Raw genomic sequence first — 17,885 nt, forward strand, 5'->3', positions numbered from 1 at the left:
ATAATAAACTTGATTTAGATTAAGTTTTCTATGGAGGTGTTTCTTTGAAAGAAGGCATTTACGACCTACCTATAAATAAAAACATTTATTCAGAGTTAAAGAAGCTTTCTCCTGAAATGTACGCAATTGACTTAGATAAAATGGATTTCGAAGAGGCAAAAACCTACTTTGCTTCATATATTTCAGAGGTTACTAAAAAAGCTCTCTCATATATCCGGGAAGATGCAAAAGAAGATGAAGAAGCGCTTTTGTTGCAAATTCAAACTTGTAATCAAATTATTCAATTGTTAAATTCAAAATTACACGATGAGGATTTTGTAAATCTACAACTAGATGAAAGAGGAGAAATACTTACTTCCGTATATAAAAAGCTAAACAGTGTACGTACAGTTCGTAAAGAGAAGCCAACTCGACCAATCACTTCAATTTCTCAAAGCTCTCTTTTCACGGGATCTCAATATGAACCTAACATGTTAGAAGAATTAAAAAAAGAGATTGCTTCCTCTGATGAAATTGAATGGATAGTTTCTTTTATTAAATGGTCTGGACTCAGGATCATATTAAATGAACTTAGGGATTTTACTATAGAACGTGGTGGAAGGCTAAGAATTATTACGACTTCGTACATGGAAGCAACAGACTATAAAGCACTTGTGGAGCTTAGTAAATTACCTAATACAGAAGTAAGGGTATCCTTAGATAAGCAACGAACTAGACTTCATGCAAAGGCATATTTATTTAAACGCGATTCTGGCTTTAGTACGGCTTACATCGGTTCTTCCAACTTATCTAATCCAGCATTAACTTCGGGGTTAGAATGGAATTTAAAGATAACCGAAAGGGATTCTTTTGATGTCCTTCGAAAGTTTGGGGCAACCTTTGAAAGTTATTGGAACGATGAGGAATTTAAATCTCTCTTACCTGATGAACACGAAAATTGGGAAATGGTGCAGTACTCATTGTCAAAAGAGACTGTAGCCGAAGAAACCGAACAGTATTATTTTGATATCCAGCCTTATCATTATCAAAAAGAAATATTAGATGAGTTGGAAGTAGAAAGAGTTATTCACGGTCAGATGAAAAATCTCGTAGTGGCTGCGACGGGAGTTGGAAAAACAGTAATATCTGCTTTTGATTTTAAACGATTTCTAAAACAAAAACCTAACGCAAAGTTATTATTTATAGCACATAGAGAAGAAATACTACGACAAAGTTTGGTGACTTTCCGAACGATTTTGAAGGATGCTAACTTTGGTGAAATGTTTGTTGGGAAGCACGAGCCTAAGTCTTTTGATCAATTATTTATGAGTATTCAAAGCTGGAATAGCAAAAAGATGAGTGAAAATACAACTTTTGATTTTTATGATTATATTATTGTTGATGAATTTCATCATGCCACAGCACCCTCGTACAGAGCATTATTAGATTTTTATCAACCAACTATTTTACTTGGTTTAACAGCTACACCTGAACGAATGGATAATGATAGTATTTTAAGCTATTTTAATGATCGAATTGCTGCTGAAATGAGGTTAACAGAAGCAATAAATAGAAAATTATTAAGTCCATTCCATTACTTTTGTGTAACTGATAACGTTGATTTAACTAGTATTAAATGGTCAAGAAAAGGATATGACATAGGAGAACTAACAAATATTTATACTGCAAATCATCGCAGGAGTGATCTAGTTATACAAAGTATAAAAAGGTATGTTACCTCTCTAAATGAAGTAAAAGCGTTAGGGTTTTGCGTGTCAGTAGATCACGCAAAATATATGTCAACATATTTTAATCAAAAAAATATACCTTCCATTTCATTGCATGGTAAATCATCACCTGAGGAACGAGTTGTAGCTCAAAGAAAATTAGTAAGCGGTGAGATAAATTTTATCTTTGTTGTGGATTTATATAATGAAGGAATAGATATTCCAGAAATAAACACGGTATTATTTTTACGTCCAACAGAAAGTCTAACTGTCTTTTTACAGCAACTTGGTAGAGGATTAAGACTAGCGGATGATAAAGAATGTTTAACTGTACTTGATTTTGTTGGACAAGCCCATAAGAATTATCCTTTTGAAGAGAAATTCCGATCGTTAGTAGGGAAAACAAAACATTCTATTCATCATTATATTGAAAATGGTTTTTTCCATTTACCTAAGGGCTCTGTTATCCAAATGGAGAAACAGGCAAAAGAATATATATTAAGAAATATTAAGGAAGCACGAATTAATAAACAAAATCTTATTGCAAAAATTAAACACTTCGAAGCTGATTCTGGAAGACGCCTAACTTTAAAAAACTTTTTACAATATTATCATCTATCATTAGCAGATGTTTATGGGTCACAAAAAAACCGTAGCTTTGAAAGGATGAAGGTAGAGGCGGGGGTTACAAAAGAATATAAAGCGGAATATGAGGATCTTTTGATGAAAAAAATCCATAAACTATTTCATTTGGATTCCTTAGATTTGATAAGTTTTTACAAAAAATATATAGAAAAGACTGATGTTAATACAGAGGAAGAGCAAAGAATGGAAGCAATGTTGTACTATTCATTTTTCTCTAAGCCTCCTAGGGATTTAGGTTTTTCTTCCATAAAGGAAGGACTTCGAGAAATATTAACGAGTCAAGCATTAAAAGACGAAATTCTCCAAGTAATCGAGGTTTGTTTTGAAAATTTAAGATTACTTGAGAAAAAATCTCCGTTCGATTTTGTGTCTCCTCTAAGAGTACATGCACATTATACTATAGACCAAATATTAGCTGCGTTTGGTTACTATAATGAAAAACAAAAGCCTGCTTTTAGAGAAGGAGTTAAGTATTTTGAAGAGGAAAAAACGGATGTTTTTTTCGTTACTTTAAATAAATCCGATAAAGATTTCTCTCCTTCGACTTTATATGAAGACTATGCAATTAATGAACAATTATTTCATTGGCAATCTCAAAGTAGAACCTCAGATACCAGCCCAACAGCAATTAGGCTCTTTAATCATCGGAAAACGAATAATCAGATTTCTATCTTTATAAGGGAATATAGGAATGAAGGACCGTATACCTCACCCTTTATTTTTCTTGGAACAGCTGATTATGTTAAGCATGAGGGTAGTAAACCTGTGAGTATTATTTGGAAATTGCACGAACCAATGCCAGCATACCTTGTATCAAGTGCTAATAAAAATGTTTTATAATATAATTTTCTTTTTGAACTCATTCAGACTGTCAACAAACCCTTATGTAGGGCCTAATTAGCTCCAAAGTGATGTGAATTAAGCAGAAAAGTGCCAACCTAAGAGGATATCTAATCCGTAGGTTGGCACTTTTTTCTTTTTAAATTATCTTGAACACTATCTATATCCACGAGTTACTAGTTGTTGAGGAACTAAATGAAATTAGCTGATCTTCCCTACTAGAATTTTTCTATGTTCATAAAGATAGCTATTTATGTAATAGATCTGGAAATCACTATAATCACTGTCATTATAGTGAAAAATGGCAAGAAAGCGTGACAAACAGATTCATAATACTACTTCTTGTTTTGTTTCGTTTAAAAAATGGATAAATGCTTTTACTTGGGCTAGCTCTAACGTAACATCTCTATAAAATAACCAAGTATTGCGGGTCAGAAAACGATTGTCGTCTATTTTAATAGGTGACACACACAACAGGTCGTTTTCTTGGATACAAATTTCTGGTAAAATGGCATACCCGAGCCCGTTTAGGACTAGCTCCTTGCAAGTATCAATTCTATCAACCTCCATGGAAATCATTGGTGGTTTCGTATAAGTTTCCTGCCACCAATTATCAATGGTATTTTTTAAGGATGGATCTGTTTTGTAATTTACTCTTGGAAGAGAAGGAAGTTCTTTAAAATTTATATTCCTACTAGATGCTATGCAAATTTTTTCTTCTCGTAATAATATTTTATGTTCCTTCCAGCTATAATCTCCTCTTACAATTCCAAGATGTGCCTCTTCTTTTTGCAGCATCTGCTGTATCTCGGTACTCCAGCCTGTTTTCAAATTGACATCAACTTGCGGGTACTCCTTTAAAAAATCTTTTAATAATGAAGGGAGCTCAAATCGGGCAAACAATCCAGAAACGCCCAATCTAAGCGTACCTTTCACTGCTTCATCCATATTAGTAATATGTTCTTTTGTATGGCGAAGCTGATAAATCATTTGATTTGCATATTGAACAAGGTATTCCCCCTTTACGGTAAACTCCACCCCTTTTTTTCTTCGTGAAACAATCTTTGTGCAGAATTCTTTTTCTAATTGTTGGATTCGATACGTTAATGCAGGCTGAGAAATATAGAGACGCTGGGCAGTTCTTGTTATATTTCTTTCATCGTGAAGTGTAGTTAATATATGCCAATCTTTTTCGTCCAAATATAACTAACTCCTCTCTCTTTTAAAAAGAATTTTCAATTTATTCTAACATTAAATGCTATGTAAATCACATATATGGCGCTCTTATAAGATTTTTCTATGAAGAAAAATAGAAAAGTAATATTATTATTTTCTGAATTTTATATTTATTATATTTTTTAAGATTCATTATAACTTATTAGGAGGAATTAGCATGTCTCATACACATAATTATGATGTTGTAGTAGTAGGAGCTGGAAATGCAGCTTTATGTGCAGCAATTGCAGCGAAGGAGGGTGGCGCCAGTGTCCTGGTTTTAGAAAAAGGACCAATAGAAAAACGCGGAGGTAACTCTTATTTTACTGATGGAGCGATTCGAGTTGCCTACAATAATTTAGACGCTATCAGAAAAATAATACCCAAATTGACAGACGATGAGGCAGAAAATATTGTGATGCCAGAGTACACGGAACAAGATTATTATGATGACTTAATGCGAGTAACGAGTGGGAAAAGCGATCCTCAACTAGGTCAACAGCTTGTTTCCAAGTCCTATGACACAATTGCATGGATGCAAAATCAAGGTATTAACTTTGAATTGAACTATGATAATCAATCTTTTCTACAAGACGGCAAACGACATTTTTGGGGAGGTTTGCCGATTAAAACAGAAAACAAAGGCGTTGGATTAATAAAGAAGCTTTTTGAAAGAGCTCAAGAGCTTAGTATTGAGATTTGGTATGATTCCCGTGCTATAAAATTAAATAAAGAAGATGAGCAAATTACAGGTGTTGTTGTGCAAAAAGAAAATGAATCGATTACTGTAAATACATTTGGTGTGATTTTAGCTTGTGGTAGCTTTGAGGCCAATAAGAATTGGAGAAGTGAGCATATTGGGGAAGAATGGGAAGCTGCCATTGTCCGTGGAACTGAATTCAATACAGGTGATGGTATTACGATGGCTTTAGAAGTAGGAGCACAAAAATATGGGGAGTGGGAAGGCTGCCATTCAATTGGTACAGATTATAATGCTCCAAAAGTAGGTGACTTTGCAAAACCCGGCGATATTTTTAAAAAGCACTCTTATCCATATAGCATCATGCTAAATAAAGATGGAAAGCGTTTTGTTGATGAGGGAGCAGATTTACGAAATTATACGTATGCCAAATATGGTCGTGAAATACTGAAGCAACCTGGCCATGTCGCATATCAACTCTATGATGCGCAGGTTAGACCTATGTTAAGGAAAGAATACGATCTGGAAGAAGCTACTTTTTTTCAAGCGGATACTTTAGAAGAACTAGTAAATTTGTTACCAGTGGATAAAAAGCAATTTTTAGATACGGTGAGCGAATACAATCGAGCAGTAGAGGAAGGCGAATACAAGCCAGCGGAGAAGGACGGGAAGGGAACGAAGGGAATTACCCCTCTTAAATCCAATTGGGCACTTCGAATAGAACAAGGTCCGTTCTATGCTTTTCCAGTTACGTGTGGCATCACTTTTTCGTTTGGCGGACTACACGTAGATACGACAGGTCATGTATTAGATGCAAGAGAAGAGCCGATAAATGGACTTTTTGCAGCAGGTGAAATGATTGGTGGAATCTTTTACGAAAACTATCCTGGCGGGTCAGGTTTAATGTCGGGTGCTGTATTTGGGAAGTTGGCAGGAGCATCAGCAGCTAATTATATTAATAGGGAAAGAACAGAATTAGCCAAATAGCATATATTCTCCTCGTGTCTGGAAGCCGAGGAGAATTCATTTAAATAAAAATGTAGGCGCTTTCATACTATTCGAAGAGGTGAAGAAGTTATGAAGAAAACTGCAAAATGGAAAGGTGTTTTGGTAGGGATTGCATTAGTTTTGACTTTAGCGGGTTGTAGTGGGAATGGAAATAATACTGCGAGTGGAGCTGGAAAAAGTAATGGAACTTATCCAGAGAAACCAATTGTTGTTGTAGCACCGTCAGGTCCAGGTGGAGGCTGGGATCGGACAGCAAGGACCTTTTCAAAGGTGATGGCGGAATCTAAATTATTGGATAAGACGATGACAGTTGAAAACAAACCCGGTGGCGGAGGAACAGTATTTATTGCTAGTTATGCCACACAAGATGTTAAAAACGATTATAAACTATTTACTGGCTCCCCTCCTGTATTAATAAATAATTTAAAAAAGGAAGGTAATAGTCCTTTTGGACATAAAGATACAACACCTCTAGCTCAATTGACGAAAGACTATGGATCCATTGTTGTTAGGTCAGATTCTAAGTATAACGACCTCCCAGCTTTATTGGAGGATTTAGAAGAGGATCCAACTTCCGTAACATTCGCTGGAGGATCGGGACCAGGATCCATGTATCATTTAGTCTCTATTTTACCAGCGTATAAGTCTGGAATTGATCATAAATCTATAAAATATGTTTCGTATGATGGCACCGGTGAAGCAATGACGGCTTTACTAGGTGGTAATGCTGGAGCTATTGCAACAGATGCATCATCTGTCACAGAGTATGTAAAGGCAGGAAAAGTAAAAGTACTAGCAGTTGCGGCACCAGAGCGAATAGAAGGAGAGCTTAGTGATGTGCCGACTATGAAAGAGTTAGGTATAGATGCAGAATTTATGATTTGGCGAGGGATATTCGGACCAAAAGAGATGAGTGAGGAAGCGCTTAGCTTTTGGGACGATAAAATTCAGCAAATGGTAGAAACAGAAGAGTGGAAGAAATCAATGGAAAGCGCTGGGTGGGAAAGTGATTATAAAAACTCAAACGATTTCAAATTATTTTTAGATGAGCAAAGTAATCAAATAGCTGAACTGCTTCATGCGCTTGATATGGCTAAATAATCATGCAGAGGGAAAGAGAGTATCTCTTTCCCCTAATTTTTTTCGGAGGTGATGGCAAAGTGAATCTAAGTTTTGATCGTATGATAAGTATTTTATTTTTACTTATAGGGGTTGCATTTATAGCTGGAAGCTTAAAAATTCCAGAAACAGCTTATGGGAGTAATGTAGGACCAGACGTATTCCCAACAGCCTTAGGGGTAATATTAATTCTCCTTAGCTTTCGCCTCTTTTTTGAAACTTGTAATCATTCTTCTGAGAAAATTCAAAAAGTAAAAATAGAATATAAAAGGTTTTTAATTATTTTTGTCTCTGCTATTTTATATGTCTTGTTGCTTGAAAAGTTAGGATATGTAATTACTACAATTTTATTTTTAGTCATTGGATTTCAGGTAATGGAAAAGGGTGGTTGGCTTAAAACTATCCTAATAGCTGGAGGGTTTTCTCTTGGAATATATTTTGTGTTTGTGAAATTATTAGAAGGTTCTTTACCAGAGTTCCCAACAATTTTTTATTGAGAGGTGATAATAGTGGAAGCACTACATTTTCTTGCTGATGGATTTTCGGTTGCGTTTCAATGGCATAATCTACTATTTGCATTTTTTGGAGTATTGATAGGGACAGCAGTTGGAGTACTGCCTGGAATTGGCCCTATGAGCGGGGTTGCCTTATTAATCCCGGTCACGGCCACTATTACAAGCGGGCTTGACCCACAATCTGCCGCTACTAGTTCTATAATTATGTTAGCAGGAGTTTATTATGGAGCCATGTACGGTGGTTCTACGACATCTATTCTTTTGAATACACCAGGTGAGTCGTCTTCTGTTGTAACGGTATTGGATGGATACCAGATGGCGAAGAACGGCCGGGCCGGAGCTGCTTTATCCATTGCAGCTATCGGATCTTTTATTGCTGGGATTGTTTCATTAATCGGTCTTGTGCTTCTTGCAGAACCATTATCCGACATTGCATTAAAGTTTGGGCCAGCTGAATATTTTTCTTTAATGTTATTAGGCTTGTGTGCGGTTAGTGGACTTGCTGGCAATTCAATGACAAAATCTCTTATGATGACAGTATTGGGATTATTGTTAGCTACGATAGGGATAGATGCAGTGTCTGGAGTTGGCCGTTTTACATTTAATAATCCCAATTTATATTCCGGTCTTGAGTTTTTAACAATAGCGGTAGGATTGTTCGCACTAGGAGAAGTATTTAAAACGATAATAGAAAAAGATAACGGGAGTACTGAATTGATAAAAATAGGTAGAATCCTTCCCACTCGAAAGGATTTAAGAGATAGCTCAGGTGCAATTACTCGTGGATCGTTATTAGGCTTCTTTATAGGAGTTCTACCTGGTGCAGGAGCAACGTTGGCATCTTTTTTCTCTTATATCATGGAGAAAAAAGTAAGCAAAAATCCACAGAAGTTCGGAAAAGGTGCAATTGAGGGAGTGGCAGCACCAGAATCTGCTAATAACGCTGCATCTGGTGGAGCTTTAATACCTTTATTAACTCTTGGAATACCGGGATCCGGTACTACTGCTATTTTGATGGGAGCATTAATCATGTATGATGTTCAGCCAGGTCCACTTCTATTCGACAATCATCCACAAGTAGCATGGGGGTTAATCGCTAGTATGTTTTTAGGAAATATTATGCTTCTAGTACTTAACATGCCTCTAGTAAAGGTATTTTCAAAAATTATTGAAACACCTAAGAAATATCTTCTGCCAAGTATTATTGCAATTTCAATCTTTGGTGTCTATGCGGTCCAATACACGGTGTTTGATTTAATGTTACTTCTCTTTTTCGGAGTGGTAGGTTACTTTTTTGCAAAGAACGATTATCCACTTGCTCCTCTAGTATTAGGTTTAGTACTCGGACCAATGATTGAAAACAATATGAGACGTGCGTTAACAGGCTCAAATGGTGACTTCATAGTCTTCTTACAGAGTCCTATTTCTCTAGTATTTCTAATTTTTGCTGTTCTTTGGGTAGTAATACCAATGATTCTGAAAATGAGAGGGAGAAACTTAGTTACCAATGAAGAAGGATGAGAAGTAGTCAGTCGAAATTAAATTTCGGCTGTTTTTTTTATTAAGCTTTGTTAAAGTTATTGGTTGATTTTGACTTGTAAACATTACAAAGGGAAAATTCAAATGACTATTATGAACATAAATAGATTAAGAAAATGGGATGGAGTTAGTTTTCCTGCTTTTTTTATGTGAGATAATTTCATAAATAGAGCTTTATGTATGAAATAAATGCGTTCTCCATTTATTGAATGGAGTGATTACGGCGACTCCAACGGGATGAGGGAGACAGATAAGACATCACAACCACGCGCGTAAGCGATGGATGATGGCTTATCGTTCACCCCGCGGAAAGCGTCCGGCTGTCGCGGAAATCAATTCTACTCTTTGATTTAGAGATTTATTTGCATCATAAATCAACCCTAGCATTTAACATAGCCTTTAATTAAGCTTTACATTAGTAGTTAAATTTCTATTCCAAATGTTATTATCTGTTATCTTTATGAAAAAAAGGGTATTAGTTAATATAATAAAACTTTGTAATTAAAAAGAGATAGTATTTTAGTGGTAATTAATGGATGTTAAAGATGGTGAATCATATATCTGTAATAGTTGGTTATACTTCTGTACACAGAGATTTTACAAAGCTGTAAGTTTATAGCTAATCGAGAGGTGATTAAAATGCGAAAATCATGGATGGTTCTAGTGATATGCTGTATTTTACCGATCATTACAGGCTGTACGGAATATGACCAAATGACTGTACAAAGCGAAGTGATACAAGTCCATGCAGATAGCCCAGCGATGTTGATTGCAAATGGCAATAGATTTACTGAGGTTAGAGAATCTGCTGGGAGTGAATTTACCATTGGAGAAAAGGTTGGAGAAGTACAAGAAAAAGTTGCTTCAGACGTTGTACCAAGCAGCGACTATTCTTCAAATGCCTTAGAGGTTGGTACTGAGATTTATTCTATTCTTGAGGATCCTGATATCTTTCTTGCAAAGGTTTCTGGAAGTAGCTATATGATTTATATTAGTGAATAAGGTTGAAAATAGTTTTTTGAGTTAGTGGAAATAATGTTTTAAACTGAATTGTTCAAAGACAAGGTAAAAGGATAATAATTTAGAGAAGAATACTCTCTAATGGTTAACTTTTACCTTTTACTATTCGTTAAAATAGAACGTATGTGTGGTATAATAAAGAGATAATAGTGCGGTAGCTCAAGGGTGGTTGGCTCACTCCCGATAGGAAGGGGGTGGTGCCTTGTCGGTATTCGAAGCATTAATGTTCGCAGTAGCATTCGCAACATTGGTCGTTGTAATACTGTCATTTAACCATAAAAAATAACCCATCCTTGAGTTGAGAGCTCTGATGGGTTAATCCTTTTACCAGCCAATCCCTTTGGGAACCAACTATTATATTTGGCTGATTGATGCACTAACATCAATCAGTCTTTTTTAATGTACTCAGTAGTTACTTTAAGTATACGTTTGGACAGAATTCTTTTCAAGTAGTTAGGTTCCATTAAAGTAACGTCCTCTTTTCTTAAAAATCACGATAAACTATGATTTCAATAGACTTAACCAAACAAATGAATCCTTAGTTTTTCTTGTACAGATCTATAAATAATTATCAACAATAATCATTTAGTTATTATTTCATGGTTTTTTTCTATTATTTATTCATGTATTATATAAATAATTGAAATTTATATATATTTATATAATTCAATTTATTATACGAATTTATCATTCTCTTTTTTAGTATGATTATTGTAGATTAATAGGATGGAGGAGAAAAAATAATGAATGCGGTTACTATAGTAATTGGATCTATCTGTATTTTATTAATTGCTTATCGTTTGTATGGCACATTTATGGCTGCAAAAGTATTAAAATTAGATGATTCCAAACCAACCCCGGCACATGAACTGGAGGATGGGAAAGATTACGTACCCACGAACAAATGGGTCACGTTTGGTCACCATTTTGCTGCGATTGCTGCGGCGGGACCATTAGTTGGACCGATATTAGCGGCACAGTTTGGTTATTTGCCTGGCTTGCTTTGGCTTCTAATAGGTGCGGTGATAGGGGGAGCAGTTCATGACATGGTTGTGCTATTTGCATCCATGCGTCAGGATGGGAAATCATTATCTGAAATTGCGAAAAAAGAGCTCGGTCCTGTGGCAGGCTTTTGTGCAGGATTAGCAATGCTATTTATTATTACGATAACGATGGCGGGTCTTTCTTTAGTCGTGTTGAGCGCATTAGAGAGAAATCCGTGGGGAACCTTTGCAGTAGGAATTACAATTCCCATTGCAATGGCAGTTGGGTTGTACCATAAGAAAACAGGAAACTTGAAAGTAGCTACGATCGTAGGCTTTGGACTTATTATGGCGGCTATTATTTGGGGACCTAATATTCAAGGAACTGCATTTGGTGATTTCTTAACATTAGAAAAGAGTACAATCGCTTTAGCTTTACCAATCTATGCATTTTTTGCAGCAGCTCTACCAGTTTGGTTATTGCTAGCACCTCGCGATTATTTAAGTACTTTTATGAAAATTGGTGTTTTTGCAGCATTAATCATTGGTGTGTTCTATGTAAACCCAGCAGTTCAATTTCCTGCATTAACTGAGTTTATCAATGGTGGTGGTCCAATTATTGCGGGACCGGTTTGGCCATTCGTTTCCATTACCATTGCTTGTGGAGCGATATCAGGGTTCCACGCATTCGTTGGTTCAGGGACAACTCCAAAAATGATTAATCGCTGGAGCGACATTAAAGGGGTAGCCTTTGGCGCAATGCTTGTAGAGTGTTTAGTTGCAATTATGGCTTTGATTGCTGCTGTATCATTAATGCCAGGAGATTATTTTGCTATAAACTCCACACCAGAGAAATACGCTACATTAGGAATGGAAACAGTTCATCTAGATAAGCTTAGTGAGGAAATTGGAATGGACTTGGAAGGAAGAACAGGCGGGGCTGTTACGCTTGCTGTAGGTATGACGTATATCTTTACAGAAATTCCTATCTTTGAAAAAATGGCCTCTTATTTTTATCAATTTGTTATCCTCTTTGAGGCAGTCTTCATCCTAACGGCGATCGACTCGGGAACACGAGTTGCTCGTTATCTGATCCAAGACTTCGGGGGGACATTCTTTAAACCTTTAAAAAGGACGGATTCGTTATGGGCAAATATTTTTGCCAGCGCCTTAGCGTGCTTTTTATGGGGCTATTTACTTTATTCCGGTGATATTAGTTCGGTTTGGGCACTATTCGGAGTATCTAACCAGCTGATGGCTTCTATTGGTTTAATAATAGGAGCAACTATTGTACTAAAGATTGCAGATAAACGATGGTATATACTTACATGCCTGATACCTCTTTCTTATTTGTATGTCACTGTAAATGTAGCGGGGTATTGGATGGTAAAAAATGTGTACTGGAATTCAGACAATCCTGGATTTAGCTTTTTAAATGGGACACTGTCTGTAATTATGCTAGTCCTTGGTTTTATTATACTCGTAACCTCTATCCGGAAATGGGTTGAACTTTGGAAAATACCACAGAAAAAGTTAGTTGAACTTGCCGAGAAGGGTGCCGTCTAATTAATATAGAGAGGCCTTAAATGAATAAGTAACATTTTAAATTACTAACCCATCCGAGTGTTTATCGGATGGGTTAGTGCGTGTTGGTCATTTAATGTTGCTGCATTTGATAGTTACACTGTAAATTTAGAAATTTTTATCTGTAAATCTTCTGCAAGATTTGCTAAGGAAACAGCTGCTGCAGTTACTTCCTCCATAGAAGCTAATTGCTCCTCGGATGCAGAGGCTACAGATGCAGAATTGTCTGATGTCACTTTTGTTGCTTCGGACATTTCTTGTGCTCTTGTAGTAACTTGAGTAACCTGAGTTTGAATTTTGTTGGAGATCAGTGAGATATTACTTACTTGGTCTTTAACTTGCTCAACAGCTGTTAGGATATCATGAAATGTCACCTTCGTTGAATGAGCAATCCTTATACCAGATTTAACTCTTTCCTTTGCATCATTAATGGATTGAATGGTTTTTTTGGTGTCACCTTCAATCTCAACAGCAATACCTGTAATATCTGATACAGATTTTCTTGTTTGTTCGGAAAGCTTTCTCACTTCACCAGCCACTACGGCAAATCCTTTTCCTGCTTCACCAGCTCTGGCTGCTTCTATCGCTGCGTTTAATGCAAGTAGGTTCGTTTGCTCTGCGATATCTGTTATTAATTTTAATACATGTACAATTTCGGCTGTTCGATTATTAAGGATGACAAGTGCGCTATCCGTATCTTCTACAGCCTCGCTTATACGATTCATTTGTGTAACGGTTTCTGACACAAAATTTGAACCCTCTATAGTCATTTGATTCGTAGAAATTGTTAGTTGTAAAGCTGAATTAGCCTGTGCTGCAATATGTGTTATTTCAACTGAGCTTTCTTCAGCTGAAACAGCAGATTCGTCTGAAATACGTTTCTGATGTTCGGTATCATCTGACACTTGTTGAATAGTAGTAGAGATTAATTCGGTGCCCTTCATCGTTTCATCGGCACTAGCCATCAATTCTTCGGCTGAAGCTGCAACTTGGTTGGAGCTATCTGAGACATGAGAAATGATTTCTTTTAAATTTAAAGTCATTTTCTCAAAAGCTACTTGTAATGTAGCTACTTCGTCACGAGAATGGATTTTCTTCATATCAACTACTAGATTCCCGTTTGCGATTTCTTCTGCATTTTTAGTAATTTGTTTAATTGGAGAAACAATGCGATTTGTGAAAAACACAACAATTGCGATACTACCTATTAATAAAATCAATGCTAAAGCAATAGAAATACTTATGATACTATCTATTTTTGCATGCAAATACATTTGCATGTCCGTATATTCTTTGTTTATATTTCTTTTTAGTTCTATGACGTCATTTATTAACCCTTTTGTTCGTAGAGATTGACGTTTGACCTCGGCTTGATTGTTATTTGTTATAGCAGCTTCTGTCTCTTTTAAGACTTCATTATATTTCTTAGATATTTGTTGAGAAATATCTATTTGTTTTTCACTAGTCAAACTAGGAGTTAATATATCGTAAGTGGATTGGATAGAGTCTAAGTCTACCTGTATATCATTTTTATTGCTCTCTGATGTGTTGAGAGAATATGCACTTAATGATTTTTGTAAGCTTTTGGTTGAGCTATTAAGTTCCTCTACATTAAGAAGTGTTTGAACAATTGTCTCCGTAGAAGCATTTAAAGATTTTAACTGAATAATATTAAAACCGATAATGCAAGTGGAGAGCATTAAGGGAATAATGGAAATGAGTAATATTTTTTGTTTAAGTTTCAATCTATCGTCACCTTAATTTCTATTTTAATATTGTAATATTCCCATTTGAAATTTCTTCTCGTAATTTCTTCAATCTTTCCTCTTCAGTAGGTGAAAGGTCGATAATGCGAATAGGTGCAATATCTACACCGTTCTCTTTTAAACCTAATTCACTATTCTTGTTAGCAATTTTTCCGGATTCAACAATTTCTTTTACAGTATTAAATATTACTTGATCCACCTGTTTAATCATGGAGCTGACAACTGCTTTTTCAGCTAAGTAAAACTGATCACTATCTACACCGAAAGAATATGTACCTAAACGTTGGGATTCATTTATAACGCCTACACCAGTAAATCCTGCAGCGGGATAGATAAAGTCTGCTTTATCAGCGATAAATTGCTCAGCGATTTTTTCTCCTAATTTATCGTCATCATAAGTATTGGCATACTGACTTAGTATTTCTGCATTGGGGTTTTCAGATTTAACTCCCTGAACAAACCCTTTTTCAAATTTTTGTATGAGAGGATTGTTTTCTCCACCGACGAACCCAACTACGTTAGTCTTGGTTTTCATACCAGCTAGTGCCCCTATTAAAAAAGAAGCTTCTTCTTCTTTGAAAGTAATATTATAAATATTAGGAAGATCTGACTGAGAGTCAATTAATAAAAAAGTCTTGTCTGGATACTTTTTTGCTATTGTTTCCATAGGTTCTAGCATAGAGAATCCTAAACCAATGATTAAATCATTCTCTTGTTTTACTAATTCCTCTAAACCATTTTCATAGGTTTTACTATCTTGGATTTCTCGATAATCAAAAGAAATATTTAATTCATCTCGTGCCTTTTCAAGACCCGCAAATCCTAAATCTGAAAAAGATTGGTCGCCTAAACCAGCTTCTGAAAGCATGATACCTATTTTCATTTGGTTGCTTTGATTGTCTATTTGGGAACTCGAACAAGCAGTTATCATGAGACTAAAAATTATTATACTTATAATAAGGATAATTTTATTCATTAAATCAATTCCAATCTTTATTTATTGTCACTAAGAAGATATCGTCCGTATTTTATATTTATTTATATATATTAAAATAGTAACTTTAGTTGAAAAATTCTATTACTTCTATATTTAAGACAGATAAAAACCCATCGGAGAAAAGTTCTCGATGGGCTGCTACTTATTTCTTTTATATATGAACAAAATTAAACCCCAAACCTCTGTCTATATCCACATTTTCTGCACATTTCTTCAACGGCTTCTCTTCTTGTGAATCCATCATAAAGTGCATTTGCTCGTTCACTTTCAATGATTTCGGAGAAGGGGGTTTTATTGACATTGCCTAAGTTAATGACACCTTCACCGTCTAAACAACACGGGACAACTGTTCCGTCTACTAAGATGGCGGCTTGGCTACGAAGGGCGTGGCAGAATCCTTTGCCGTCGTCCTCAGGGGCTTGAAGGCTTGGCCATTGAAATTCATGGTCTTGGTTTAGGAAAACGTTTGGTGCAATTTTAATCCCTTTGCCTGGCTGTACCTTTTCTTCGATCTTGAAGTCTAGGTTATATTCGTTTTCTAGAATTTCTAAGGTTTCACGATTTCTTCGTTGTACCAGATCAGACACCTGATCTTGTTGGAGATTCCATAAACGATAGGAAATGATAGTATTATGCTCTCTCGAATCACGAACAAATTCAAGAATATCTCCTAGGTACTTTTCTCGATTCTCAGATCCCTCATGGCCATCAAAGCTGTGAAGAGAGAAGTTTATTTGGCGTAGTGCAGGTTTTCCTAATAATTTCTCTCGGTTCTTCTTAATAAGTGTCCCGTTTGTAGTAATATTCACTTTAAACCCTTTGGCATGAGCTGCGTCTAGAAGCTGGTCAATTCTAGCATGGAGCAATGGCTCTCCTTTAACATGCAGGTAAATATATCTCGTATGGTCCTTTATCTGATCAAGGATGTTATTAAAGGCATCCAATTTAATGATGTTGGCCTTGCGAGCAGTTGGTGGACAAAAGCTACAAGCAAGATTACAAACACTTGTAATTTCAATATACATCTTCTTAAAAGTTTTCAAGTTTTCTTCACCGTTCCAGTTCTATTTGATAAACAACTATACTCATTTTAACAGAAAATGAATTTAGGAGAGGACTTTCTAAAAGTATATTTTTGTGTAGGAGGAAAATACTCAGACTTTGCCGAACAAAGCATTAAGAAATACTCTATGAAAATACAAGGAGGCGAGTACAGTGGCGAACAAAATTCGTTGGGGAGTTTTAAGTACAGCAAGAATTGCGCAAGAGCAGCTTATTCCGGCTATCAAAAGGGCGAGCAATGCTGAATTGGTTGCTATTGCGGGTAGAGGAAGTAATGTTCACGATGTGGCGAGAGCTTTAGATATTCCTATTGCTTATGAAAGCTATGAGGAGCTTCTCGCTAATCCAATAATTGATGCGGTCTATATTCCGCTACCTAATCATTTGCATAAGGAGTGGGTATTTAAATCAGCTAAGGCAGGAAAGCATATACTTTGTGAAAAGCCCATTTCTCTTACAGCAAAAGAGGCGTCAGAGATGGTAGAAATTTGTATGGAACAAAATGTGAAATTCATGGAGGCTTTCATGTATCAGCTCCATCCACAGCATAATCGTGTGAAAGAACTGATTTCATCTGGTGCGATAGGAGAAATTAAACTAATCACATCAAGTCACTCATTTTATATGGGCAATCGTAAAAGCCAATTTAGAATGAATAAAGAAATGGGGGGAGGCAGTCTATTTGATGTGGGCTGTTATTGTATTCATGCAATCCGATACATGGCGGGTGCAGAACCAGTGAAGGTCCATTGCTTGGCAGATCTAGATAGTGAAACCGAAGTCGACATAAGTGCTTTTGGAACTTTACAATTAGATAATGGTATTCATGCTACCTTCAATTGTAGCTTTGACATGGCAGGAAGAAATGAATATGAAATAGTGGGATCTTTAGGGACGATTAAAGTACCATTCGCATTTCGGCCAGACCAGAATGGTGGTTTAGGAAGAATTTTAATCCAACAACATGACATGACACGAGAAGAAAGTATACATGGTGACCTCTACCGTATAGAAGTGGAACATTTCTCGGATGCCATCTTAAACAACACAAACCCCGAAGTGACTGGGGGATTTAGTGTGGAGAACATGCGAGTGATAGAAGCTTGTCTGGAATCTATTAAAACAGGTGAAGTGATAGAAATAATAAGTTAAATTATATTTTATTTATGGAGTGCTATATGAGGGG

The 17,885-nt window shown here is 36.0% G+C and carries 12 protein-coding genes; 8 read left to right on the top strand and 4 right to left on the bottom strand.

The genetic code is table 11. The features are described from left to right. Positions 1–44 precede the first annotated feature (44 nt). The gene (locus tag MHB55_RS01345) at positions 45–3,191 is read left to right on the top strand and encodes a DUF3427 domain-containing protein (protein ID WP_225215989.1); all 3,147 of its coding nucleotides are present in this window, start codon (positions 45–47) and stop codon (positions 3,189–3,191) included. Positions 3,192–3,518: 327 nt separating this feature from the next. On the opposite strand, the gene MHB55_RS01350 is transcribed toward MHB55_RS01345, so the two are convergent. Then, complete coding sequence (locus MHB55_RS01350) at positions 3,519–4,391, bottom strand: LysR family transcriptional regulator (protein WP_340862384.1); 873 nt, start codon at positions 4,389–4,391, stop codon at positions 3,519–3,521. A gap of 193 nt (positions 4,392–4,584) precedes the next feature. Between MHB55_RS01350 and tcuA the strand changes: the two genes are divergently transcribed. The 6 genes from tcuA to MHB55_RS01380 all read left to right on the top strand — a co-directional run bounded on the left by tcuA (position 4,585) and on the right by MHB55_RS01380 (position 12,856). Continuing rightward, on the top strand, positions 4,585–6,093 hold the full coding sequence (tcuA, locus tag MHB55_RS01355; RefSeq protein ID WP_340862385.1) for an FAD-dependent tricarballylate dehydrogenase TcuA: 1,509 nt from the start codon (positions 4,585–4,587) through the stop codon (positions 6,091–6,093). 90 nt (positions 6,094–6,183) lie between these two features. Next, entirely contained in the window at positions 6,184–7,215 is a 1,032-nt protein-coding gene (locus MHB55_RS01360; protein WP_151111650.1) for a tripartite tricarboxylate transporter substrate binding protein, read from the top strand. Positions 7,216–7,274: 59 nt separating this feature from the next. Next, positions 7,275–7,730: a tripartite tricarboxylate transporter TctB family protein gene (locus MHB55_RS01365; protein ID WP_340862386.1), complete on the top strand. Its 456-nt coding sequence runs from the start codon at positions 7,275–7,277 to the stop codon at positions 7,728–7,730. A 12-nt stretch (positions 7,731–7,742) separates the two neighbouring features. After that, positions 7,743–9,269 carry a tripartite tricarboxylate transporter permease gene (locus tag MHB55_RS01370; protein ID WP_340862387.1) on the top strand — a complete coding sequence of 509 codons (1,527 nt, stop codon included), beginning with the start codon at positions 7,743–7,745 and terminating at the stop codon, positions 9,267–9,269. Between the two features lie 657 nt (positions 9,270–9,926). After that, complete coding sequence (locus tag MHB55_RS01375; protein ID WP_144538418.1) at positions 9,927–10,289, top strand: hypothetical protein; 363 nt, start codon at positions 9,927–9,929, stop codon at positions 10,287–10,289. Positions 10,290–11,050: 761 nt separating this feature from the next. Continuing rightward, complete coding sequence (locus MHB55_RS01380) at positions 11,051–12,856, top strand: carbon starvation CstA family protein (protein WP_154311853.1); 1,806 nt, start codon at positions 11,051–11,053, stop codon at positions 12,854–12,856. Between the two features lie 113 nt (positions 12,857–12,969). On the opposite strand, the gene MHB55_RS01385 is transcribed toward MHB55_RS01380, so the two are convergent. The 3 genes from MHB55_RS01385 to MHB55_RS01395 all read right to left on the bottom strand — a co-directional run bounded on the left by MHB55_RS01385 (position 12,970) and on the right by MHB55_RS01395 (position 16,680). Beyond that, positions 12,970–14,619, bottom strand: a complete 1,650-nt coding sequence (locus tag MHB55_RS01385) for a methyl-accepting chemotaxis protein (RefSeq protein ID WP_154311852.1) — start codon at positions 14,617–14,619, stop codon at positions 12,970–12,972. 19 nt (positions 14,620–14,638) lie between these two features. Next, positions 14,639–15,616, bottom strand: a complete 978-nt coding sequence (locus MHB55_RS01390) for a BMP family lipoprotein (protein ID WP_340862388.1) — start codon at positions 15,614–15,616, stop codon at positions 14,639–14,641. Positions 15,617–15,804: 188 nt separating this feature from the next. Continuing rightward, entirely contained in the window at positions 15,805–16,680 is an 876-nt protein-coding gene (locus tag MHB55_RS01395) for an SPASM domain-containing protein (RefSeq protein WP_144538422.1), read from the bottom strand. Between the two features lie 172 nt (positions 16,681–16,852). Between MHB55_RS01395 and MHB55_RS01400 the strand changes: the two genes are divergently transcribed. Continuing rightward, positions 16,853–17,851, top strand: a complete 999-nt coding sequence (locus MHB55_RS01400) for a Gfo/Idh/MocA family protein (protein ID WP_340862389.1) — start codon at positions 16,853–16,855, stop codon at positions 17,849–17,851. The last annotated feature ends 34 nt before the right edge of the window (positions 17,852–17,885 follow it).

This window comes from Psychrobacillus sp. FSL K6-1267, from assembly GCF_038003265.1.
Lineage (GTDB): Bacteria > Bacillota > Bacilli > Bacillales_A > Planococcaceae > Psychrobacillus > Psychrobacillus faecigallinarum.

Bases quoted from the DNA above. Each gene is read 5' to 3' on its own strand.
- MHB55_RS01380 (WP_154311853.1), top strand. From the start codon at position 11,051: ATGAATGCGGTTACTATAGTAATTGGATCTATCTGTATTTTATTAATT.
- MHB55_RS01375 (WP_144538418.1), top strand. From the start codon at position 9,927: ATGCGAAAATCATGGATGGTTCTAGTGATATGCTGTATTTTACCGATC.
- MHB55_RS01360 (WP_151111650.1), top strand. From the start codon at position 6,184: ATGAAGAAAACTGCAAAATGGAAAGGTGTTTTGGTAGGGATTGCATTA.
- MHB55_RS01390 (WP_340862388.1), bottom strand. From the start codon at position 15,616: ATGAATAAAATTATCCTTATTATAAGTATAATAATTTTTAGTCTCATG.
- tcuA (WP_340862385.1), top strand. From the start codon at position 4,585: ATGTCTCATACACATAATTATGATGTTGTAGTAGTAGGAGCTGGAAAT.